At 33.0% G+C, this 22,959-nt stretch carries 23 protein-coding genes and 1 riboswitch; of the genes, 10 read left to right on the forward strand and 13 right to left on the reverse strand.

Annotation, left to right across the window (positions count from 1 at the left end; genetic code table 11):
- The first annotated feature begins 46 nt into the window (after window positions 1–46).
- Genes TD18_RS13415 through TD18_RS13425 form a run of 3 tightly spaced genes read left to right on the forward strand, consistent with a single transcriptional unit; the run spans window position 47 to window position 3,805 of the window.
- Entirely contained in the window at window positions 47–571 is a 525-nt protein-coding gene (locus TD18_RS13415; RefSeq protein WP_040253529.1) for an RNA polymerase sigma factor, read from the forward strand.
- Window positions 572–618: 47 nt separating this feature from the next.
- Window positions 619–1,530 (forward strand): FecR family protein, encoded by a 912-nt coding sequence (locus TD18_RS13420; RefSeq protein WP_040253532.1) that lies wholly within the window; start codon window positions 619–621, stop codon window positions 1,528–1,530.
- Window positions 1,514–3,805, forward strand: coding sequence for a TonB-dependent receptor plug domain-containing protein (locus tag TD18_RS13425; protein WP_040253534.1), 2,292 nt, complete (start codon window positions 1,514–1,516; stop codon window positions 3,803–3,805). Before TD18_RS13420 ends, TD18_RS13425 begins: the two co-directional genes overlap by 17 nt.
- On the opposite strand, the gene TD18_RS13430 is transcribed toward TD18_RS13425, so the two are convergent.
- The 9 genes from TD18_RS13430 to TD18_RS13470 all read right to left on the reverse strand — a co-directional run bounded on the left by TD18_RS13430 (window position 3,802) and on the right by TD18_RS13470 (window position 12,622).
- Window positions 3,802–4,353, reverse strand: coding sequence for an acyl-CoA thioesterase (locus TD18_RS13430; RefSeq protein WP_040253536.1), 552 nt, complete (start codon window positions 4,351–4,353; stop codon window positions 3,802–3,804). The two genes, TD18_RS13425 and TD18_RS13430, sit on opposite strands and share 4 nt — an antisense overlap.
- Before the next feature lie 8 nt (window positions 4,354–4,361).
- A complete protein-coding gene (gene rmuC / locus TD18_RS13435; protein ID WP_040253538.1) occupies window positions 4,362–5,687 on the reverse strand; it encodes a DNA recombination protein RmuC in 1,326 nt (441 codons plus the stop codon).
- Between the two features lie 127 nt (window positions 5,688–5,814).
- Window positions 5,815–6,747 (reverse strand): hypothetical protein, encoded by a 933-nt coding sequence (locus TD18_RS13440; protein ID WP_040253540.1) that lies wholly within the window; start codon window positions 6,745–6,747, stop codon window positions 5,815–5,817.
- A gap of 15 nt (window positions 6,748–6,762) precedes the next feature.
- Window positions 6,763–7,716: a DUF6175 family protein gene (locus TD18_RS13445; RefSeq protein ID WP_040253542.1), complete on the reverse strand. Its 954-nt coding sequence runs from the start codon at window positions 7,714–7,716 to the stop codon at window positions 6,763–6,765.
- Between the two features lie 17 nt (window positions 7,717–7,733).
- Window positions 7,734–8,255, reverse strand: a complete 522-nt coding sequence (locus TD18_RS13450; RefSeq protein ID WP_040253544.1) for a hypothetical protein — start codon at window positions 8,253–8,255, stop codon at window positions 7,734–7,736.
- An 11-nt stretch (window positions 8,256–8,266) separates the two neighbouring features.
- Window positions 8,267–9,499 carry a hypothetical protein gene (locus TD18_RS13455; RefSeq protein ID WP_040253546.1) on the reverse strand — a complete coding sequence of 411 codons (1,233 nt, stop codon included), beginning with the start codon at window positions 9,497–9,499 and terminating at the stop codon, window positions 8,267–8,269.
- A gap of 131 nt (window positions 9,500–9,630) precedes the next feature.
- Entirely contained in the window at window positions 9,631–10,422 is a 792-nt protein-coding gene (locus tag TD18_RS13460; RefSeq protein ID WP_040253547.1) for an ABC transporter ATP-binding protein, read from the reverse strand.
- 8 nt (window positions 10,423–10,430) lie between these two features.
- The gene (locus tag TD18_RS13465) at window positions 10,431–11,444 is read right to left on the reverse strand and encodes a FecCD family ABC transporter permease (protein WP_040253550.1); all 1,014 of its coding nucleotides are present in this window, start codon (window positions 11,442–11,444) and stop codon (window positions 10,431–10,433) included.
- Window positions 11,445–11,518: 74 nt separating this feature from the next.
- A complete protein-coding gene (locus TD18_RS13470) occupies window positions 11,519–12,622 on the reverse strand; it encodes an ABC transporter substrate-binding protein (protein WP_241480679.1) in 1,104 nt (367 codons plus the stop codon).
- A gap of 241 nt (window positions 12,623–12,863) precedes the next feature.
- A riboswitch (cobalamin riboswitch) is annotated at window positions 12,864–13,096 on the forward strand.
- A 65-nt stretch (window positions 13,097–13,161) separates the two neighbouring features.
- On the opposite strand from TD18_RS13470, the gene TD18_RS13475 reads away from it, so the two are divergent.
- Complete coding sequence (locus tag TD18_RS13475; RefSeq protein ID WP_040253555.1) at window positions 13,162–15,093, forward strand: TonB-dependent receptor plug domain-containing protein; 1,932 nt, start codon at window positions 13,162–13,164, stop codon at window positions 15,091–15,093.
- Between the two features lie 50 nt (window positions 15,094–15,143).
- Here the strand turns inward: TD18_RS13475 and TD18_RS13480 are convergent, their stop codons facing one another.
- Window positions 15,144–16,586, reverse strand: coding sequence for a S41 family peptidase (locus TD18_RS13480; RefSeq protein ID WP_040253557.1), 1,443 nt, complete (start codon window positions 16,584–16,586; stop codon window positions 15,144–15,146).
- 312 nt (window positions 16,587–16,898) lie between these two features.
- Between TD18_RS13480 and TD18_RS13485 the strand changes: the two genes are divergently transcribed.
- Genes TD18_RS13485 through TD18_RS13500 form a run of 4 tightly spaced genes read left to right on the forward strand, consistent with a single transcriptional unit; the run spans window position 16,899 to window position 19,096 of the window.
- Window positions 16,899–17,408 carry an RNA polymerase sigma factor gene (locus tag TD18_RS13485; RefSeq protein WP_040253559.1) on the forward strand — a complete coding sequence of 170 codons (510 nt, stop codon included), beginning with the start codon at window positions 16,899–16,901 and terminating at the stop codon, window positions 17,406–17,408.
- Window positions 17,395–17,949, forward strand: a complete 555-nt coding sequence (locus TD18_RS13490; RefSeq protein ID WP_052461186.1) for a hypothetical protein — start codon at window positions 17,395–17,397, stop codon at window positions 17,947–17,949. Before TD18_RS13485 ends, TD18_RS13490 begins: the two co-directional genes overlap by 14 nt.
- A 21-nt stretch (window positions 17,950–17,970) precedes the next feature.
- Window positions 17,971–18,537 (forward strand): DUF4252 domain-containing protein, encoded by a 567-nt coding sequence (locus tag TD18_RS13495; RefSeq protein ID WP_040253562.1) that lies wholly within the window; start codon window positions 17,971–17,973, stop codon window positions 18,535–18,537.
- A gap of 13 nt (window positions 18,538–18,550) precedes the next feature.
- Complete coding sequence (locus TD18_RS13500; protein WP_040253564.1) at window positions 18,551–19,096, forward strand: DUF4252 domain-containing protein; 546 nt, start codon at window positions 18,551–18,553, stop codon at window positions 19,094–19,096.
- Window positions 19,097–19,156: 60 nt separating this feature from the next.
- Here TD18_RS13500 and TD18_RS13505 read toward each other — a convergent pair whose 3' ends face one another.
- Window positions 19,157–19,345, reverse strand: coding sequence for a hypothetical protein (locus TD18_RS13505; RefSeq protein WP_040253566.1), 189 nt, complete (start codon window positions 19,343–19,345; stop codon window positions 19,157–19,159).
- A gap of 2 nt (window positions 19,346–19,347) precedes the next feature.
- Window positions 19,348–20,691 (reverse strand): adenylosuccinate lyase, encoded by a 1,344-nt coding sequence (gene purB / locus TD18_RS13510; protein WP_040253568.1) that lies wholly within the window; start codon window positions 20,689–20,691, stop codon window positions 19,348–19,350.
- A gap of 182 nt (window positions 20,692–20,873) precedes the next feature.
- On the opposite strand from purB, the gene TD18_RS13515 reads away from it, so the two are divergent.
- Both TD18_RS13515 and TD18_RS13520 read left to right on the forward strand, forming a co-directional pair.
- Window positions 20,874–21,794: a YihY/virulence factor BrkB family protein gene (locus tag TD18_RS13515; RefSeq protein WP_040253570.1), complete on the forward strand. Its 921-nt coding sequence runs from the start codon at window positions 20,874–20,876 to the stop codon at window positions 21,792–21,794.
- A 1-nt stretch (window position 21,795) separates the two neighbouring features.
- The gene (locus TD18_RS13520; RefSeq protein WP_052461187.1) at window positions 21,796–22,221 is read left to right on the forward strand and encodes a DUF2147 domain-containing protein; all 426 of its coding nucleotides are present in this window, start codon (window positions 21,796–21,798) and stop codon (window positions 22,219–22,221) included.
- Here TD18_RS13520 and TD18_RS13525 read toward each other — a convergent pair whose 3' ends face one another.
- Window positions 22,222–22,959 (reverse strand): LytR/AlgR family response regulator transcription factor, encoded by a 738-nt coding sequence (locus TD18_RS13525; RefSeq protein ID WP_040253571.1) that lies wholly within the window; start codon window positions 22,957–22,959, stop codon window positions 22,222–22,224.

Raw genomic sequence — 22,959 nt, forward strand, 5'->3', positions numbered from 1 at the left:
AGAATAATAAAATAATTATATACCTTTAAAACATAAAATTTAAACCTTGCCAAAAGATCTAAAAGAGAATATCTGCGAAGCCAAAGTTTTTGAGCATGTTTATAATACATATTCAAAAGACGTTCACGATTTTTTATACTATAAATATGGTTCACAATTTAATCCGAAAGATAAAACGCAAGAAGCATTTATAAAGCTTTGGGATAATTGTAAGAAAGTGACTTTGAGTAAAGCAAAATCGTTTCTGTTTACAGTAGCCAATAATATGGTGCTTAACGATATCAAACACAGGAAAGTGGTCTTAAATCATCAAAAGTTAACACCACAATCTCACACCAATGAAACTCCAGAATTTATTTTAGAGCAGGAACAGTTTTACCAACGTTACACAAAGGTGCTTGCAAATTTAAGTGACGAACAGCGTGTTGCATTTTTATTAAATAAAGCAGAGGGTAAGAAACATAGTGAGATTGCCGAGATTTTAGGAGTTACTCAAAAAGTTGTAGAATACAGAATTTACAGTGCCTTTAGTATTTTGAAGAAAGAACTGGAAGGGTTTAAACTAAAATAGTAAGGAGAAATGCAATTGAAGTTGTTATATAATTAGTATATCGATTTATGAATAAAGAAGATCTAATCCGAAAATGGTTAAATAATGAGTTAACTCCTGCCGAAAAACAACTGTTCGAGCAAGGAGAGGATTTTAAGTTAAATCAAGCCATTACAGATGGTGCCAAACAATTTAAAGCTTCTCATTTTTCAAAGCCAAATACCTTTAAAGACTTACAATCAAATTATCGTAATGAAAATCAGAAGTCTAAACAGTTGCATTGGTTCAAACCAATATTAAAAATTGCCAGTGTTGTTATTATAACATTAGGTATCTATGTCACATTTTTTAAAAGCAATCAAGTGATGATAGAAACTCTAGTCAGTCAACAAACAACTATAGAACTTCCAGATCATTCGAGTGTGATATTAAATTCTGGTTCCCAATTGACTTACAATAAAAACGACTGGGAAAGCCAAAGGAAACTACAACTTCAAGGCGAAGCTTTTTTTAAAGTCGCTAAAGGAAATACCTTTGAAGTAATTACGAGTCAAGGCGTAGTCACTGTTGTTGGTACAGAGTTTAACGTAAAGCAACGTGAGAATTATTTTGAGGTACAGTGTTTTGAAGGCATCGTAAAAGTCTCCTCTCAAACTTACTTGGAAACACTATTAGCAGGAGACACATTCAGATTATTAAATAACGAATTTAGTCAAGATAACACTACTGCAAGTCAACCTGAATGGACACAAAATCAAAGTAGATTTAAAGCCGTTCCGCTTAAAGTGGTCATAGCTGAACTACAACGACAGTACGACATGACAATTATAGTTGAACACATCAATGAAGACCGTTTATTTACAGGTGGATTTGAGCATGATAATATTGAAAACGCACTACTTTCAATCACACAACCAATGGATTTAAGCTATAAAACCAATGCAGCAAATGAGGTTATAATTTATGGCAATAAAGAATAAACCATACTTTATATACCTAATCTTTTTACTTTTTTCTTTTGGACTACATGCTCAAAAGACTGCTGATAGATTGCCATTAACTGATGTGTTTTTAAGTCTTCAAAAACGCTATCATATTCAGTTTAATTATGCAGAAGATCAGCTAGAAGGAATCACTGTTGTTACGCCTTCTGAAAATTTTACTCTGGAAGAATTGTTACGTTATCTTGAGTCAAATACACCATTTTTATTCGAAAATTTAGATGGAACCTTTATTTTAGTGCGCTCTAAAAAGGACATCTTTGAGTTGCAACAATTATCTGAAGTTGTTTTATCTGAATACATCATCAAAGGAATTAATAAGCTCAATAATGGATCGTATGATATCGATTTTAAAGCATTTGATATTCTTCCAGGAGTAATAGATACTGATGTGTTACAGGCTGTTCAAGCATTTCCCGGAATACAAAGTAATAATGAAACGGTTTCTAATATCAATATTAGAGCAGGCAGTCATGATCAAAATCTTATCCTTTGGGATGGTATAAAAATGTATCAGTCTGGACATTTTTTCGGATTGATATCTATGTTTAATCCGCAAATAACCCAAGAGGTCAATGTGCTTAAAAATGGAACCAAAGTGTCACTTACAGATGGTGTTTCGGGTACTATTTCTATGGAAACGAGTTCAGAAATCAATAATACTTTTAAAGGAAGTTTGGGTGTTAATTTTATTGATGCCAATGGATTTGCCGATATACCTATTAGTGAAAAATCATCGCTTCAGGTTGCTGCACGAAAATCAATTAGTGCTGTTGCTGAAACACCGACGTATACCAATTTTTTCAAGCGAATTTCACAAAACACAGAAGTTGAACGCAATACAACTAATATTGTCAATTCTGATCAGGAATTTGATTTTTATGACACCGCATTGCGATGGATTTATAATATTTCAGATAGAGATCAACTTCAGGTTAATTTTTTAAACACTTATAATGAACTTCGGTTTAATGAAAATTCTATAAATAATCAATTTGAGACATCACGACAAAGTAATTTAAGTCAACATAGCATTGCTGGAGCCATACAGTACAATCGTATCTGGAATGATAAATGGCAATCTGCTATTGAAATTTATGAAACCGATTATAAACTTGAAGCAAACAACGCGAATATTCTTGAACAGCAACGCTTTCAGCAGGAGAATATTGTTTCAGAAACCAGTGTGAAACTCCACACAAGTTATAAGCTCAACGAAAACGTTCAACTTTTAAATGGCTATCATATTGTGGAGACAAAAATCACAAATCTTGATGATGTTGATAATCCACGATTCAGGTCTTTAGTGTCTGAAGTACTAACAACACATGGTCTGTTTTCTCAATTCAACTATAAATCTTTCAATAATAAAACCACTTTAAATTTCGGAGTCAGATATAATTACATGAATAAATTTAAGAAGCATATTGTTGAGCCTAGACTGACCTTTATTCATAAGTTCTTGAATGATTTTTCTTTTGAAGTTCTTGGCGAATTTAAACATCAAAATACTTCTCAGGTTATAAATTTTCAGAATGATTTTCTCGGTATTGAAAAGCGACGATGGCAATTATCAAATGACTTGGATATTCCTGTTATAAAAAGTAAACAGGTGTCATTTGGTGTTAGTTATAATAAAAAGGGTTGGTTGGCAAGTGTTGACAGTTATTATAAATATGTCAATGGAATTACAACTCAAAGTCAAGGATTTCAGAATCAATACGAATTTGTAAAAACCAGAGGCCATTATGATGTTTATGGGTTAGATGTTATTCTGAGAAAACAAATTCAGAATTTCAATACCTGGCTGAGCTATTCGTATATGAAAAGTACGTATAATTTTTCTTCATTACCTGAAAAGACCTTTCCTAGCAATTTTGATATCAACCATACCATTACCTATGGAATGGCTTATACAATGGAGTATTTAAAGTTGTCGGCAGGCTTTAATTGGCATTCTGGACGACCAACAACATTGCCTGAAGTTCTAAACGAAATTGACGATAATACAATTAATTTTGAACGCTCTAATTCCAGTCAACTAGCAGATTATTTCCGAGTAGATTTGTCTGTGCTTTACGATTTTAAAATAGGTAAACAAACCAAAGCCGATTTGGGTATTTCTATATGGAATATATTAAACCGAAGAAATGAGATTAATAATTTTTATCGAGTTAATAATGGATCGATACATGAAACATTACAGCGTTCTTTGGGAATTACACCTAATGCTATTTTAAGAATACATTTTTAATAATTCTCTGGAAGTTCAATTCTAACTCTATAGGATTTTAAGTCATCAAGGTAATCGGTATGTGTAAAATCTGCACTATTAAATTCAGTTTGTCTTGAAGCCTTTGTTTCCTTGCGTTTTAAAGCTTTCAAAAACCGTTTGATTTCAGTTTTATCATTAATAATTAAGCCAGGAACTTCAACTGATTTACCGTGATCATCTTTAGCAACCATCGTAAAATATGAAGAATTACAATGTTTGATGTCTCCAGTTCTAATGTTTTCAGATTCTACTCGAATTCCAACAACCATTGATGTTTTTCCAACATAATTGATCGACGCTTTTAAGGTCACCAGATCGCCAATTTCAATCGGATTTAAAAAATCGACCGTATCAACTGAAGCTGTGACACAATAGGTTTCAGAATGTTTTGAAGCACAAGCAAATGCAATTTGATCCATTAAGTTCAACAGGTAACCACCATGAATTTTTCCACTGAAATTTGAATGCGATGGCTGCATTAATTGTGACATACTGATTCGAGAAGAATCTATTGTTTTATAGTTCATAGAGCATGTTATTCGTCGTCGTCGTCATGAGCGCGTTTCAAAATCTTTTCTGGCAGCGACTTTTTAGCTTTGGCACCCATTTTTTTGAGTTTCTCAACACTGGTTATTAAATTCCCTCGACCTTCAACGAGCTTATTCATTGCTGAAGAATAATCTTTTTTAGCATCGTCAATCTTTTTGCCAACTCCAGTTAAGTCTTTTACTAAACCTTCAAATTTATCGTAGAGCGCTCCAGCTTGTCTGGCAATTTCAATGGCATTTCGCTGTTGTTTTTCATTGTTCCACATGGTATCAATGGTACGAAGCGTTGCTAAAAGGGTAGAAGGTGTTACTATGACAATATTTTGTTCAAAAGCTTTATTGTATAAGGAGTTATCTTCATTAATGGCTACTGCAAACGCAGGTTCTATAGGAATGAACAACAAAACAAAATCGGGAGATTCAATGTCGTATAAATCCTGATAGTTTTTAGCCGAAAGTTGATCAACATGTTTTCGAATAGAATTGATATGCGCTTTGAGATGGAAGGTTCTTTCTTCATCATCAGCATTCACAAAACGCTCATAATCGGTTAACGACACTTTACTATCTATAATCATTTTTTTGTTATCTGGAAGATGTAGCACCACATCTGGAAGCACTCGAGTACCATCAGGCAAATTAAAACTCTGTTGTACATAATATTCTCTATCTTTTTCTAGTCCAGATTTTTCAAGTACACGTTCTAATACCAATTCGCCCCAATTTCCTTGCATTTTACTATCGCCTTTTAAGGCTTTAGTTAGGTTAGTGGCTTCTTTGGTCATCTGCTGATTAAGATCTTTTAAACCCAGTAACTGCTCTTTTAAAGCAGAATGCATGCTGATACTTTCCTTTTGTGTGTCATCAACTTTCTTTTCAAAAATTTGAATTTTTTCCTGTAACGGATTTAAAATATTCTTGATATTTTCTTTATTCTGAAGCGTGAATTTCTCAGATTTTTCATCTAATATCTTCGTGGCCAAAAGCTCAAAGTCTTTCCTTAATTGTTCTTGACGCTCTTCTAATTCTTCATCACGTTTCAAATTTTGCTGCTGAAGATTTTCAAATTCTGTGTTCTTTCGGGTTAGTTCGGTATTTAAAAACTCTTTCTCACGTCTGATTTCTTCACGTTCAGATTCTAGTTTTAAAAGGTTTAGTTTTAAATCTTCAATTGTGGCAGACATCTGATTTTGCCGTTCTTCAAGTGTGCTTTGTTCGCTTTTACTTTTCAGTTTAATAAATAACATGCCGAAATAAGCGCCTACAGAAGCCGAAATAAGCATAGCTAGAATGAGAATGATACTGTCGTTCATTTATAAATAATGGTTTAAACCAAAGATAAATAATACAATTATTAAAATGTAGAAAAGAAAATTAAATAATGAAAAAAGCACTCTAATTAGAGTGCTTTTTCCTGAACGATTTAAGTTTTTGTTAGAATTAATACCAGCCTCTAACATTATACATTACAGTGCTTGGTTGGTTTTCTGCTCTTGCCATGCTCACTTCAAAAGCTGAATCATAATAAGATTTAGTTGCGTCTAAAACCTTGAGTTTGTAATTCCAGTCTCTGTCTTGTAGCTCTTTAGCTCTCGCTTCAATTTTACTAAACAAAGATTTTACAGAACTAAAGCAATCTGCCTCTGGTTGTACTGAAGATAAGATTCTTGCAGCTTCATTAGCCGCTTCAATATCTTGATTTGCACTCCATATCGCCTGAGCTTCATTTAATCTTATTTTACAATCTCTGTTGACAGCTTTGAGATAAAGGGCTTTGGTTTTGTTTTTTGTTGTATCGAAACATGAACTTGATGCAGGTATGCTAAGCATCAAGCCTAAAGCCTCTTCAACTTGACCTGAGTTTTCTAAAGCTCCAGCCTCTTTTTGTATTTGTGAACAGTTAGAATTGTAGTAGTCAATAATTTTATCTTTCCCTCTCGACATAAAAGCCTGCATGTCTTCATTTTTAGGCTTAAGTCGTTTTAAAGCTTGCATATAGGCTTTAGTTTCAGTTGTTCCTACGCCTTTAAGATTAAACGTTTCGCTGGCATATAAAGTTCCGGCTACACCATCACCAATATATAAAGTCACATCTAAAACCAAGACAACTTTTACTGGAGAGGTTGGCATCACCTCTTTTGTAGCGACGACTATATTTGGTGTAATGATAAATCTTGAATTATATCGATTGTCACTAATACCATTTTCAGTTACAATTTGTCCAAGTTTATTGATTAGCATCTTTTTTGCTGATGCTGGTACATTTTCAATTTGATCAGGAACATATGCTCCTAAGTTAATTGCGTAATCATTGTTTTGTCCAATTGCTACAATTGAAGCTAAACAAAATAGTATGGCTAAAGCGTTTTTCATTTTGTTGTTTTTATATTATTTACTTCCTAAAATTATTGTAGCCCTTCCAAGTCCTTTCATAACTAATTTATTAGGAATGGAAAATGGTGCATCATTTAAATACTTGCTTAATTCTCTAACAAATCGTCTTGCATCAATGGCTCTCCCTTTATCATTGTATAATGGAATTCGTACTTGCTCAAAGAGCATCATGCTTTCAGTTGCATCTGTAGTACTAAATCTACCTTTCACAGTATTATCTGCCATCCAGTCTTCAATAATATATGTTAGTTCTTCTCCATCATATTCTGTTTCTAAATCACCATCCCAATCATCCCATTTTTGGATTCTAACAATAATTTCGCGACCGTTTTCAAACATATCGTCAAAATGATTTTGTAACGATAGCGTAAAATTATCCATATGCGAAATCACAGCTTCAGAAAGTAATACTGGAGTTTCAGCAGAAAACGAAGGTGCCCCAGTTCCCGTTGCAGTAGCGACTTGTTTATCTGTGTAAGCATCTAAGCCTTGTAAGTTGAAGTTAATTGACTTTTTCGGACCAGTTTTATTGACCGTCCATGTTAATTGAATAATAATATCTGCTTTTGCAGCTTTTTTGATGGCATCTATCGGACTTTCATCAACGGCAGCTCCAGAATCTTTAGAACTTCTTAAGGCATCTTCCACAGCATTTGATTCCATAGTTTTGATAGCAGATTCCATATTTTTTAGTGGAAAACCTCTTTCTGCCATCATACCATTAATTTGACTAATGACTTGTAAAACTTCAGCATTTTCTTGAAACGCTCTTTTATAATCTGGAATTCTTATTGTTGAGCCTTGATTGTCAAATTCCATCATATATCCATTCTGGTTACACCAGACATCGCTAGGTACAACCATTAATGTAGGTTTCTTTGCCTGACTGAAACTTGAGAAACAGATTAGAGAGCATATGATAAGGGTAACTAAGTTATGTATTTTCATTGTATGGATGTTTTGAGTTAAAAACCAGAATTTAGTGATTTGATAATACCTTCAGATTCAAGAAGTTTTCTTAGTTGATCAGTAAGTACATTGACAACAATTCCTATCTTGTATTCACGTTTGCTGATTTTTAAGCGGTCTCCTGGAGCGATACTGCCATCAGTCGCTGAACTTACATAACGTAAATATGCACCTCCATCAGCAAAAAAACTATCAAAAAATTCTTTGTGTTTTTCTTCCATTGCAGGATCACTAACTAAAGCTGCAAATGGCGTACAACCTTGTCCACCACCAGCATAACCTTTAAATATAATTCCGTGAACAGCATTTTTCATTCCTCTGGAAATAGCGTGTTTAGGGTTTTTTGAGTACGACCAAACCTTAACTAGTTTTGATCCTTGTTTAGCAATACCTTCACATTCTAAATCATACCTCCAGATTTTGGTATCCTCATTGGCTTTGTTTTTTTTCCATTGCGCATTTACACTAGTGCAAAAACCAATAAAAAGTACTGATAATATTACATGTTTTAATTTCATAATAATGTGTTTTAATTAATTTGACGTATGAGCATTCCTGCATAAAATTTATTTTTCTTTCCACTAAAAACCGTGTATTCTAGAGATTGATCTGTGTTTTCTTCATCAGCATTGAATCGGTTATCCCAAATGTGATCTTTATCGACTTTAATAACGCCAACACGTTTGTATTCAGTTTTTCCTTCATCATTTAGCACCTGTTCAAGAACTTCATATTTATCACCTTTTTCAAGACCTTCTTTTAAACCAATTTTAGCAGATAACGGATCTGTACTTAATAGAGGTGTTTTTGTTCTAAAGACTTCATATTCTCTTTGCAGTTTTGCAGTTACAGCATCTGAAGCTTTTATAGTTGCAATCGTTATTAATTCTTCATCGGTTTTTTTGGTGAATGACGTGCTTTGTAAATCGGCCCAAGCCATTTGTGTTCCTATATATTCTAATTCAAAAATATTAGATTCGTCAAACGCCTTAACTTTATCGTCGTCAATCTGACCATCTTCTGTCCAATAATCATTATAAAAAATACTCGCGATTTCATCATTCCATTTTAATCTGTATAGATGAGCATCTGTTTTTATAACATAACCTTTGCCCAAAATTTCAGCACCTTCACCTGCAGCATCACTCGCTAAAGCAACATCGTCTGCACCTGCAAGAGATGCCACACTGGAGATAGACGACAACAATCCTTTTGCTTTTTGAGCAACTTCTTCTTTATCAGTGTATTTGAAATTATTGACTATAACAAAGGTGTTTTTAATGAGTTCTTCACCAGCATCAGCAAGCATAGCAGTTCCTCTTTCGCTGTTTTTTGCTATTTTGACGTCTAAATCTGTAGCATTATAAAAACCTCTTTCAGATATTAAATCCATATTAAATCCACCTTGTTCACTTCGGTTAAACCATTTTGCAACCATGGCTTTTGCAATATCATGAGTTGACAAATACTCTGTGATAGCGCTTTTTTGAGCTTCTTTTAATTCTGCCTTAGAAAGTGTATTGTCATATAATTTTGGAACAGTTCGTTCACTAACGATATGATTGTTGAATTTTTCGGGAATTTTTGAATTGATAAACGTGTCTTCAATAAGTTCACTGAAATTTCTAGTTGAATCGGAAACCATAAGTGTGTACAGGGAACTTCTTCTGTATTCAGCAGTTTTAGTGTCGTCTTGGGAAAATCCTGTGAATGAAATGCATACGCAGAATATGATGATGATTGGGTTGGTTAGTTTTATCATTTTTTTGATTGGTTAGTAGTCTGCAAATTATAACTTTTAATTTGCTTTTAAACTGTGTTTTATGTAGTATATCGAAATTGGTCTATGCAAATTGATCTATTTATTTTAATTCTAAGTAGTCTGTAAATGAGTTACTTTACTCTAAAGTTGCCTGTGGATTTATCGAAGCTAATTAAATCTTTCGGAAACAAAGTTTCGAAGACACTTTTTTCAATAAGGTTGCACGGAGAATCTATAATAATATCATGATTTGTCATTACAATCATCGTATCACATAGTTGAATTGCTAAATCAATTTCATGCGAAGAAAATAGAATCGTTTTATTAGTGTCTTTTGCAAGTTTTTGCAGCAACTTTAGTATGTACGCCTTATGGTACATATCTAAATGTGTCGTAGGTTCATCTAAAATAATGAGGTTGGTATCTTGAGCTAAAGCACGTGCTATCATTGCTTTTTGAAGTTGACCATCACTTAATTCGAAACATTTGCGATGTTTTAATTCGGAAAGATTGGTTTGATCAATGGCCTTGTGAATTACCGATAAATCATATTCAGATAGATTACCAACCCAGTTTGTATAAGGCTGACGACCAAGTGCAATGAGTTCAAAAACCGATAAATTTTTGGACATGAGTTGTTCTGTTAAAACTAAACTCATGGTTTTTGCTAATTCAATAGCCGAGTAATCTTCCAGATGCCTATCATTTAATTGAATGGTTCCAGCAATAGGTTGCTGAATTGAAGTTAAAGTTCTTAAGAGTGTCGATTTACCAATTCCATTTGCACCAACCAATCCTATGAGTTCACCTTGATTGAGTTCAATATTAATATGTTGAGCAACAACAGAAGTGGCTTTCTTTGATTGATAACCAATGGAAAGATTCTCGGTTTTAAGGATGATATGTTTGTTGTTTTCTTTCACTATTAATTTTAGAACACCATTTTTCGTTTTCTAACCAGTAACCAAACAACAACTGGAGCACCAATTAACGATGTAATTGCATTAATTGGCAATGTGTAATCACTCGTAGGTAACTGCGCAATACTATCGCAAATCAGCATTACTACAGCTCCAAATAGAAATACAGCGGGTAATAATATCTTGTGATTTGACGTGTTGAATAATTGTCTGGTCATGTGTGGAATAGCCAATCCGATAAAGGCTATAGGTCCTGCAAAAGCTGTAATTGTTCCAGCAAGTAGGCTTGTTGCCACAATAATAATTAACCGACTTTTTTTGATATTTAAACCTAAGCTTTTAGCGTAATTTTCACCTAATAGAAAGGTGTTTAATGCTTTAATAGATGTTATAGTTAATCCTATTCCAAAAAGATAAATACAGAAAAATATCAACACTTCATTCCATGATAAGTTTCCTAAACTGCCAAATCCCCAAAAAATGTATTGTTGTAATTGTTCAGCAGAACTAAAATAGGAGAGGACACTCACCATAGCAGCAGTAATGCTTCCAAACATCAAACCAATGATTAAAATAGCCATCGTATCTCTAACTTTTGACGACACCAAGAGCACTGCTAATAACACCAGAAAACTTCCTAAACTAGCAGCAATAACAATAGTCCACTTAGAAATTAGTGCTGTAGCGAATACACCTCCAAACAGTCCAGAGCCTAATATCACTAAAGCAACACCAAGGCTGGCTCCAGAGCTGATTCCTAAAACGAAAGGTCCCGCTAACGGATTACGAAACAAGGTTTGCATAAGAAGTCCGGAAATACCTAGTCCAGAACCTACTAATATAGCTGTAATAGCTTTTGGTAATCTGTAATTTTGAATGATATAGTTATCTGTAACACCTAGTAAACTACTAAAAACTTCTTTTATGGGAATAGAAGCAGTACCTAAACTAATGTTTGCTAGAAAGCATATTAATAATAGAATGGATAGTACTAAAAATGAATATGTTGGTTTTTTATTTGTCATTCCGTGGTGCGAGGAATCTCATATAATGAGTAAAGATAAACTAAAAAAGATTCTTTAGTTTGCTCTCAATCACATTATTTTAAAGGATTGAAAAATGTTGATTTGTAATCTGGTAACAAATCAGGATGGCATATTTTAATCATGTCTTTTAAAACTAAATCGGGTCTTGAGGTTCCAAGTTCATAATATAAAACGCCTCCAGTTTTACCAGTTGTATTAGAAAAAGTGTAAATACTTTTATTTTTAAAAGCATCAAATTGTGTGTAGTGAGCGCTAGATTCTTCAAGGTCTTTATAGCTTGTGTAATAAGAAGGGCTTAACCATAATTGGGCGTTTTTTGCCTTTTCAAAAACTGCTTCAAAGCTCAAGGATAGGCTTCCAGATTCTGTGGTGTCACTCCAAAGGTAATTAGTATTAGCGTCTTTTAGAAATTGGGCCTCAGGACTTGTTCCATTTGGTAAATACCAGACGTCTTTATACATAGCTCCACATAACACAGTTGGTTTTGATTTTGCTGCTGAAGCCAATTTTTTCGCTTCTAAGTAATCGGTTTCAATTTGAGTAAAAATGGCTTCAGCTTCTTTCACTTTGTTGTATAAAGCGCCAAAAAATTTAATCCATTCAGCTTTAGCCAAAGGTGATTTTTCTACCCAATCACCATTATAAATTACAGGAATACCAGATTTTTGTATGATTTCCAAACTTTTATTAGTGCCATCAACTCCAAAAGTCACAACGATATTAGGACGTAATTCTAGAAGTGCTTCAGTGTTTATACCTTCAGTATTCCCTAATTCTCGTATATCACCATCATCAATTCTTGTTCTTGTTTTTTCTGAAGAAATATAATCAGTTCCAGGAAAGCCAACTAAAGATTGTTCAACACCTAAAAGCTCAAGCGCAGGAATATGCGTGGTTGATGTTACCACTATATTTTGAATAGGAGTAATTATTATGCCATCAAAATCCTCTTTGTTTAAAGTCATTTTAGATGCTTCCGATTTAGAAATTAAGGCATAACGGTATGTTTTTTCAGCTTTAGGCCAAGGGTTTGAAATGGTTAAAATGTTGTAAGTTTTGTAATTAGTGACTTTGAATCCTTCAGCATAACTTAACTCTAATAGGCTAGGCGAGGTATTAGGAGTTTGGTCAATACTTTTAGACTTTTTACAAGCCATTAAGGTAAATAGACAAAGAATAATAAGGAGTAGACGCTTTTTATGTAACATTTGTAACTAATAAAATGAGATACAATCTCTAAATTTGGTTAAAATTACTGTTATGCATGATAATTCAAATTTAACAATATATATAGCAGGAGGAATAATATTACTTCATTTTTTAGCGGGTTTTATTTATCTCGTTTACAAAATGAATAAGAAAAAGTAAAAATTTCATTTCGATTCCAAAAAATCATTCTACTTTTACTGCGAATTTAGGTTCCATTCGGTTTGCCGTATGGATTAAAAGGGAATCTGGTGAGAAATGAATTTCAAGTCCAGAACTGTTCCCGCAACTGTAAGTTTATGCCGAACTTGTTTCGGTACTCATTATTTGAGTTATTATTTTCTTCAATACCACTGGTTGAAAGAACTGGGAAGGTGAAATAATAAATAACAAGTCAGGAGACCTGCCAAATTCAAACAAATAAGTTAAACTTTCGGGATAAAAGTTTGCGTATGATAATCCATGCGATTCCGAGTAATGATTAAATTACATGATTACAAAAACAACAGTTTTTGCGATGCTAGCTATTGGTATATCAACATTAAGCTTGGCACAGCAACAAAGCGATTCGTTAAAAGTTGAACAATTAGATGAGGTTGTTATTACCGATTCTAAATTCAATCTTAAACGAGAAAACTCAGGTAAAGTTATTACCAAAATCACACTACAAGATCTTGAAAATTTTCAAGGTAAATCTGTAGCCGACATCATCAATAATACAGTAGGTATTGAGATTAATGGCTCGAGAAGTAATGCTGGACAAAATTTAAATTATTTTATTCGAGGTGGACGAAATCGTCAGGTCCTCATTTTAATTGATGGAATTGCAGTCACTGATGCTTCTCAAATTGCAAACGATTACGATCTACGTTTATTAAATGCAGACCAAGTTGAAAGCATAGAAATTCTCAAAGGTGCTTCAAGCACACTCTACGGAACAGGAGCAGCATCTGCTGTTATTAACATTAAACTCAAAAAGGCGAGCAAAGATGCTGTTGCACTTAATCTAAGAAGTACGCTAGGAACCAATCAGTCTCAAAAGGATACGAATTATGCTGTTGAGAATTTTTTAAACAGCGTATCTGTTAATGGAACACTAGATAAATTCACCTATTTAGCCACTTTTAGTCATCAATATACAGATGGCTTGTCGGCCGTTTCTGTTGGACAGGAATCAGATGCCTTTAATACACATAATGGTTATTTGAAATTAGGTTATCAGTTTTCAGAACATTTTAAACTGAACACCTATGCGAGTTTTGATAAATTTAAAGCTGAATTTGATGACGGTTTTGATTTTGCTGATGCAGATAACCTGTCTATAACCAATCAATACAGAATAGGAATATCACCTGAATTAACTTATAACAACGGAAGTATTAATTTAAATGCAGCCTATAATAATGTGGAGCGCGAAATCCAATCCAGTTTTCCTACACAGTTTAAAGCCGAAAGTTTTATTGGTGATGTATTTAACAGGTATAATTTTAGTGATACCTTTTATACAGTTTTAGGTGTAAATGCACAGCAAAATGAAATTGAAAGTTTTTCAATTCCTTTTGGAGAAACAGATTTTGTACAAGATATAATTGCTGATGATGCTTCATTTACAATTATTGATCCTTATGCGAATGTGGTTTATATATCCGATTTTGGACTAAACGTCAATGCAGGATTGCGTTTAAATAATCATAGTGAATATGGTAATCATCTGGTATATAGTTTAAATCCCTCGTTTAAAAAGAAATTTAAATTTGGTTACATTAAAGGATTAGCATCTTACAACACTGCATTTATTGCACCTTCATTGTATCAATTGTTTGAGCCTACTTTTGGAAATATTAATCTTAAGCCTGAAGAAAACAGAACGATTGAAGTAGGAGCTGAAGTGCATATTAAAGATAAAGCAACAGTGAGTCTTGTTTATTTTAATCGTTTTGAGGAACAGTTTGTTGATTTTGTAGATCAAGGAAATTTTATGTTTCAGTATGCAAATACAGATGAAGATTTTACAGCCCGAGGTGTTGAATTGGTTGCTGATGTAAGTTTGACGAAAAAATTAAAGTTGATGCTGAATGGAACATATACAAATGTAGAAGAAAGTTTAAACCTCAGAATCCCAGAAATTAAAGTCAATGCTGGTTTAAATTATCAATTGAATGATAAAACGTTTATGAGTTTAAATTACCAATTTAATGATGATCGTAACGATTCATTTTTTAATAATACTTCGTTTATGAGTGAAACAGTTGCTCTGAAGTCTTACAGTTTAGTTGATTTTTATATCAGTCATAAAGTCGTTAATAATCAAATGACGATTTTTATGAATATAACTAACATTTTAAATGAAGATTATGAAGAACTATTGGGCTATTCAACCAAAGGACGAAATGTAAATGTAGGGTTTAATCTCAGTTTATAAATACAAAAAAGCCACTTTAACAGTGGCTTTTTTTATGTTCTAATTAGAAATTAATCAAATTGTAATTTTGAAATGGTTATGTCGTCAGGGTGTAAATACATGCCATCTTCAAAAGGTTTTAACTGCGTATTTTCTTTAATTGTTTTAAGTTCAATTTGCGGTTGTGGGTAACGACCTAATCCTTGAATATCTAATATAGCAGCTGCCAATAAAGGCTCGTTTATATCGCCAAGTGTTCCATAATTACGAGGTATTTCAAGTAATTCGATATCAGGAGTTAAGCCATTGGAAGGTACGGCTTCATCATTTACATTAATTGAATTAGCTACTAATGGTTGTATAGCGTAGGTGTGATTAGGATTAATATCGTTAGATCCAAAATTAGGAGAATCAAAAAGCGTTATTGAAGCCTGAGTTTTTCCAGTCGTGTTATCACCAATTTGCACCACATCAATATACTCATCTAGGCTGTTAATTACTAGTTCGCTTGCAGATGCCGAACGTGCTGTAGTTAATACATACATTTTACTGAGATTTAAACTGTTTATTGGAATCCCATCAAAACTATTCACAAAGTTAAAACTTGTGTTTGCAGCTTGTTGAGTTTCATTATATACCAATTTTGAATACACTTGACCGTTAAATTGTCCAGTAACCATGCTGCCTAACAAAGCTGCTGTATTTACAGAGCCTCCAGGATTATATCTTAGATCTAAAACCAAGTGCTGTACATTATTCGCTTGTAGTTGTCCGAATGCATTATTTAGAGCCTCATTAAAACTGCCATTAAATCCATTATAAACCAGGTAACCAACATTTTCACCATCTACATCAATGATGTTAACTTGATGTACTGGGTTTTCTGTATAAACTTGTTTCGTTAAGTTGATGCTATTTGAAGTAGATTCAATGCTGTCATCCTCAACTTCGGGTGTACCATTGTCATTATAATTCGCAAAATTCAAGGTGTAGGTGTTCTGATTGAGTAAATCACCCAGATTGTTTTCTGTTAAAGGCACGCCATTTACTGCATCAAAAATTTGTCCGCGTTGTAAGCCTTGATTGTCCGCTACACTATTGTTTAGAACAAGTCTGATAATACCAAATACTTCCGTTTCACTTCCAGGTTTAAAATAAAAATTAAACTCTAGCCCATTTGATAATGTAGTTCCTTGCTGACTTTGAAGAAAGTCGATATAGTTGGGTATGATAAAACTAAAACGATCCACAACATCTCTGTCATAAATGAGGCTTTCAAAAATACTTTCAGGTGAAGAAAAGTTGTTGAGATATGCACTGTATTCTTCATCAGAATTAAAACGATTATTAGCTAAATCTGGAATTTCAGCTTTATACAGATATGATGCATTCATAGCTTTCCAAATAAAATCATTGATTTCACTGGCAGCTATGGCATTGTCATCTCTGTCTTCAAAACAACTGGTAAATGTAAGCGCTACCACAAACAGTAGGCATAGTTTTAAAAGTCTCATATATTTTTCTTTTTCAATGTGTATAGCAAACTCACTATACTATAGTCTAGTAAACTATAAATTTACTTACATTATTGTAAATTAAAAAATTTAAAGCTAACCTTATTTTTGATTGTTTGAGCACAGTTTAGTGCGATTTATAACATGACACATGCTTGGAGTAATTGCATTCAATGAAAAAAGTTTTCATTTTAATAGTACATGTTGTGAGAATAGAAATTATTTTTTTATTTGATTGTAACAAAACTTATACCTATTCGTCGTAATAATAAGAAGCAGAATAATCACCTGTTTTGAACTAACAACCAAACCATGACACAGACTGATTTTGTAAAATTAGTAATGCCTTTTAAGGATAAAGTCTTTCGCTTAGCAAAACGGCTTCTGGTTTCTAATGAAGAAGCAGAAGATGCAACGCAAGAGATTTTAATGAAACTGTGGCGAAACAAACAGAAAATTAGTAACTACAAAAACGTAGAAGCCTTTTCGATGACAATGACAAAGAATTTTTGCTTAGATCGATTAAAATCGAAACAAGCTCAGAATTTAAAAATAGTTCATAGTAATTACCAAGATAATAACACGTCTTTACAAAAAGAAGTAGAAAACAGAGATAGTGTTGATTGGGTTTCAAAAATAATTGAAGAATTACCAGAACAACAAAAAATAATATTACAGCTTAGAGATATTGAAGAATATGATTTTGATGAAATTGCGAAAGTCGTTGATATGAATCCAACAGCAATTAGAGTCGCCTTATCAAGAGCAAGAAAAACAATAAGAGAAAAATTAACTAATACACACAGTTATGGTGTTAAATAGCATAGAGAAACTATTAGAAAAGTATGATAATGGCGAGACATCGCTAAAGGAAGAGCAGCAGTTGAAAGCCTATTTTGCTCAAGATAATGTAGCGCCTCATTTGGAATCGTACAGAATAATGTTTCAACATTTTAAAACAACAAAACAAGAACTATATACCAAAGACGTTCCATTAAAACCTAAGAAAAACTTCGTATATCAATGGATTTCTGTCGCAGCAGTAGCAGTTCTAATGTTAGGAATTTTTATTCCGAAAATTGGTGAGGAAAATAGAATAACCTCTTTAGATGATTTATCTCCTGAAGAACGTAAAGTCTATTTTCAAACCAAAGAAGCGCTGGCGATGCTATCTTCAAATTTTGACAAAGGAACATCAGGTTTAAGTATGTTATCTGATAATTTTAGTCAAGGCACATCAAGCTTTAATGCCTTAAGTCTGGCATCAGAAAGTTTTAATGTTGGTGCCGAAAAAGTGAGTCATGTTAATATGCTCGGAAATACAACAAACAAATATTTAAAGAACACAAAAGAAAACAAGTAAACAATTTAAAAACAAGTAAACATGAAAAATTTAATCCTAATAGTAACACTAATGTTATCGTCAATCGTGGTAACTGCACAAAGCGTATTTGACAAGTTTGAAGATCAAGAAGATGTCACCTCTGTCATCGTTAACCAGAAAATGTTTAAAATGTTAGCGACGATGGGTATCGATGCTGATGATCCAGAAATGCAAGGCTATATTGATATGGCAGCAAGTATCACAAGTTTTAAAGTATTTACAACTGGAGATGAAAAAATTGCTGCAGATATGAATGCGACAGTAGCTAAATACCTTAAAAACTCTAAAATGGAAGAGTTAATGCGTGTAAAAGATGGTGATCAAACAGTAAACTTCTACGTTAGAGAAGGTAAAGATGAAAACCATGTTAAAGAACTTTTAATGTTCGTGAATGGTATTAAAGAAATGACTCAAGGCCAAGATATCACAATCAATGGTAAGAAAAGAGAAATTGAAACTGTATTGTTGACGTTAACTGGAGATATCGATTTAAGACAAATCTCTAAATTAACAAGTCAAATGAATATGCCAGGAGGTGAACAGCTGAAAAAAGCTGGAAAAAATTAAAAATAATCACACTATGAATTCATCAATCAAAACCATAATCATGATGTTGTTCTTGGTTGTAACCTTACAAAGTTGCAACCAGGATCCAACATTGCAAAGTTTCTACGTAGATAGTGAACTTGCGCCAGGATTTACATCTTTAGATGTGCCAATTAGCTTGCTAAAAATAGATGAAACCCAATTAGATGAAGAGCAGAAAGCTGCCTACGAGTCTGTTGATAAATTAAGTATGGTTGCTTTTGTTGCAGAAGATGGCAATAAAGAACAAATGGATATTGAATTTGCTAAAGTGAAAACCATATTGGCAAATCCGAAATACGAAGAATTGATGCGAGGTGGAAATTCTACTGACGGTAAATTCGTAGTTAAGTATGTTGGTGATGGCGAAAATGTGGATGAATTTATACTCTTAGGAAATTCTAGTGAGGCTGGTTTTGCCGTTGTTAGAATCATCGGTGACGATATGAATTTCTCAAAAATTATGAAACTGGCTTCTGTTTTAGATGAAGGCAATATTGAGGAGACTCAATTAAAAGAAATCACTAAATTTTTTCAATAACTGACTTTTATTGAGAATGTTAATGTTAATCACCTTGAGTTTTTACTTAAGGTGATTTTTTTATTTAGAACCTGTTTGATGGTCTTTAATCGCTATCCAAATTAAAATAAAGGCTAACAACGCAAATCCTGTAAACAAAAGCAGCTTTACAATAATATAATCTAGGATATCCAGAATTCCAGATATAAAAAACCCGAAGACCAAAATGCCTGTATAGATAAGTGCTAGCGTGTTTTTGCTAAAGGTCATATTCAAATTCCTGTGTAATTACTCGGACTAATAGCTTTTAATTCTGTTTTTATGGCATCAGAAACCTCTAAAGTATCAATAAAATTAGAAATGGATTGTTCATTAATCGTTTCATTGGTTCTGGTTAAGCCTTTTAAAGCTTCATACGGATTTGGATACGCTTCTCTACGTAAGATGGTTTGTATCGCCTCTGCAACCACTGCCCAATTGTTTTCAAGGTCTTCAGCAAACTTGCTTTCGTTTAATAACAATTTATTCAATCCTTTTAGAGTCGATTTAAAGCCAATAAGTGTATGACCGAAAGGAACTCCTACATTTCTCAGAACAGTACTGTCGGTTAAATCCCGTTGTAATCTTGAAATAGGAAGCTTCGCTGAGAGATGTTCGAAAATGGCATTAGCAATACCTAAATTCCCTTCAGAGTTTTCAAAATCTATCGGATTCACTTTGTGTGGCATAGCACTACTTCCAACTTCACCTTTTTTAATCTTTTGCTTAAAATAGTCCATTGAAACATAGGTCCAAACATCACGATCTAAATCTATAAGAATTGTATTGATGCGTTTTAAAGTATCAAATAAAGCAGCCATATGATCGTAATGCTCAATTTGCGTCGTGGGAAACGAATGCTGTAAACTTAATTTCTCTTGAATAAATTTAGTTCCGAAGGCTTTCCAGTCAATATCTGGATAGGCAACTTTATGCGCATTAAAGTTTCCTGTGGCACCTCCAAATTTTGCTGCACTCGGCACATCATTTAATAAGTTGAATTGTTCTTCTAAACGTACAACAAACACTTCTATTTCTTTTCCTAATCGTGTTGGAGAAGCAGGTTGACCATGAGTTCTGGCTAGCATAGGAATGTCTTTCCATTCAGAAGCAAGCGCCTTCAGTTTTTTTAAAATCTCAAAATATTCAGGCACATAAACGTCATTCATCGCATCCTTTATGCTCAAGGGAATGGCTGTGTTATTAATGTCTTGTGAGGTTAATCCGAAATGAATAAACTCTTTATATTTTCCAAGGCTTAACTTGTCAAATTGTTCCTTAATGAAATATTCAACTGCTTTTACATCGTGATTGGTAACGGCTTCAATATCTTTTATCGCTTGCGCATCTTCTGAAGTAAAACCTGTGTATATCAATCTTAAATCCTCAAAAACCGAAGAATCAACATCTGAAAGTTGTGGTAATTTCAATTCACAAAGGGCAATAAAGTACTCAATCTCTACTAAAACACGATATTTTATAAGTGCTTCTTCAGAAAAATAAGGTGCAAGTTTCTCAACTTTGTTTCTGTAACGACCATCGATTGGAGAAATGGCATTTAATGATGATATTGACATTGGTTGTATTGTTTTTTGGACTAAAACTGTAAGTTGGCAAAGATAATTGTTTTGATTGGAAGCCAAGCATAACTCCTTGTAAGTTTTTTTCCTTTTCTTAAATTTGTAGTTATAAGTTTTCTACTTTTACGAGCATTCTAATTACAACGGTACTATTTTAAAAATAATTATCTAAAACGTTTATGTCTAAATCTATTGAAGATAAATTAGAGAAAATACCAGTCATCAATCTGCTGGTAAAATTCTTCAAGAGTATCAAACTAAAAGTTTTAGAAGGTTTGTCGCTTTACGATTTACTTGAATTATATGCCACAGGCATCATCAAAGGCGCTTTGAGTACGCGAGCAAGTGCGATTGCCTACAGTTTTTTTATGGCACTATTTCCGTTTTTATTGTTTGTAATTATAGTGATTCCTTACGTGCCAATTGATGGCTTTGAAACCGAATTTTTAAATTTTCTGCAATCCTTTTTGCCACCAACAACGACCGATTTTTTCTATGAGAGTATTTTTGAAAATATAAAAGGAGGAGGACTTATTTCTTCGGTGTTTTTAGTTTCTATTTTATTGATGGCAAATGGTGTAAATGCTGTGTTTTCGGGTTTTGAAAGTTCATATCATGAGCAACTCACCCGAAATATTTTTAAACAATATATGTATGCCTTGGGTGTGGCTCTGATTTTGGCGTTTTTATTGATTCTAACCGTCGCTGTGCTTGGGTTTTTTAATATTTATGTGGTTGAAAATATTGTAGAATTTGCTCATGTTGAAAATGAAAACAGCAGTTTGTTATTAGTGCTTTCGCAATCACTTTTTTTTATCATTATGGTGTATTTGGCTACTGCAACACTGTATTATTTCGGAACTAAAGAAGGCAAGCAATTCAAGTTTTTCTCAATAGGAGCCTTGTTTACAACTCTGTTAATTATACTTACATCGTATCTATTTGGAATTTATATTGAAAATTTTGCGCAATACAATAAACTATATGGCTCAATAGGAGCGTTGTTAATACTCATGTTCTATTTTTGGCTTAATGCCAATATTTTATTATTAGGATTTGAATTAAATGTATCATTAACGAGATTAAGAAAACACAGATAATATGCGCCATTTCTTTTGGTTTATTTTTTGCTTCGGAATAACTTTTTCTGGTGTTTCACAAAGTGTTTTAGGACAGTGGAAAACGATTGATGATGTAACTGGAGTTGAAAAATCAATTGTTGAAATTTATAAAGAAGACGGAAAGATTTTCGGAAAAATCATTGAAATTTTTGATAAGTCTAAACGCGATTTACCTTGCAAATTTTGTGAAGGTGAAGATTATAATAAACCAGTTTTGGGATTGGTCATCATTAAAGATATGGAAGATAAAGGTGACGTTTATAAAAACGGAACCATTACCAATCCTGAAGATGGAAAAGTATATACTTGCAGACTAAAACTTGATGATGATAACCCAAACCAGCTTCAGGTTAGAGGATATGTAGCTTTTTTTTATAAAACTCAGTATTGGGTGAGGATCAGATAGCTATTTAAAAAGTTTTAAAAATTCTTCTTTTTTCCTTGTAGAAACATCAATTGTTGAATTATTAGACATAGTAACGTAGCCACCTTTCCCCTTTGTGTATTTTTTCACATGATTTATGTTTACTAGATGAGAGTTGTGAATTCTGAAGAAATGGGCATCCTTTAAAAGATCTTCATAAAATTTTAATCTTTTTGATACCATATGTTTTTTTTGAGTCGTAAAAATATGTGTGTAACTAGTTTCGGCTTGACAATGAATAATATCACCTATTTCAACAATTTCAAATCCATCTAAAGTTGGGATTCTAATTGTCTTTTTATGATCTTCTTTTTTCAGATTATTTAAAAGCAATTTAATTTGAGATTCAGTATCAGTGGCAGAAATTCGTTTGTTTAGCCTTTTAATAGCACCAATAAAATCATCACTATCTATCGGTTTAAGGAGGTAGTCCATAGCGCTGTATTTGAATGCTTTTATAGCATAATTGTTAAATGCTGTGGTAAAAATGAGGTTAAAATCAAATTCGCCTAATTGCTCCAAATAATCGAATCCAGTTTTATCATGTATTTCAATATCTAAAAATACAAGGTCAGGATTGAGTGCAATGGTTTTTTTTAAAGCGTCATCAACAGTTGAGGAAGTACCAACAATTTGAAGATTATCTGTATGGTTGTTAATTAGTTTTTTTACTCTATCAATGCAGTGTTGTTCGTCATCTATAATAAGGGTTTTAATCAT

Source organism: Psychroserpens mesophilus, assembly GCF_000826645.1.
Taxonomy (GTDB): Bacteria; Bacteroidota; Bacteroidia; order Flavobacteriales; family Flavobacteriaceae; genus Psychroserpens; species Psychroserpens mesophilus.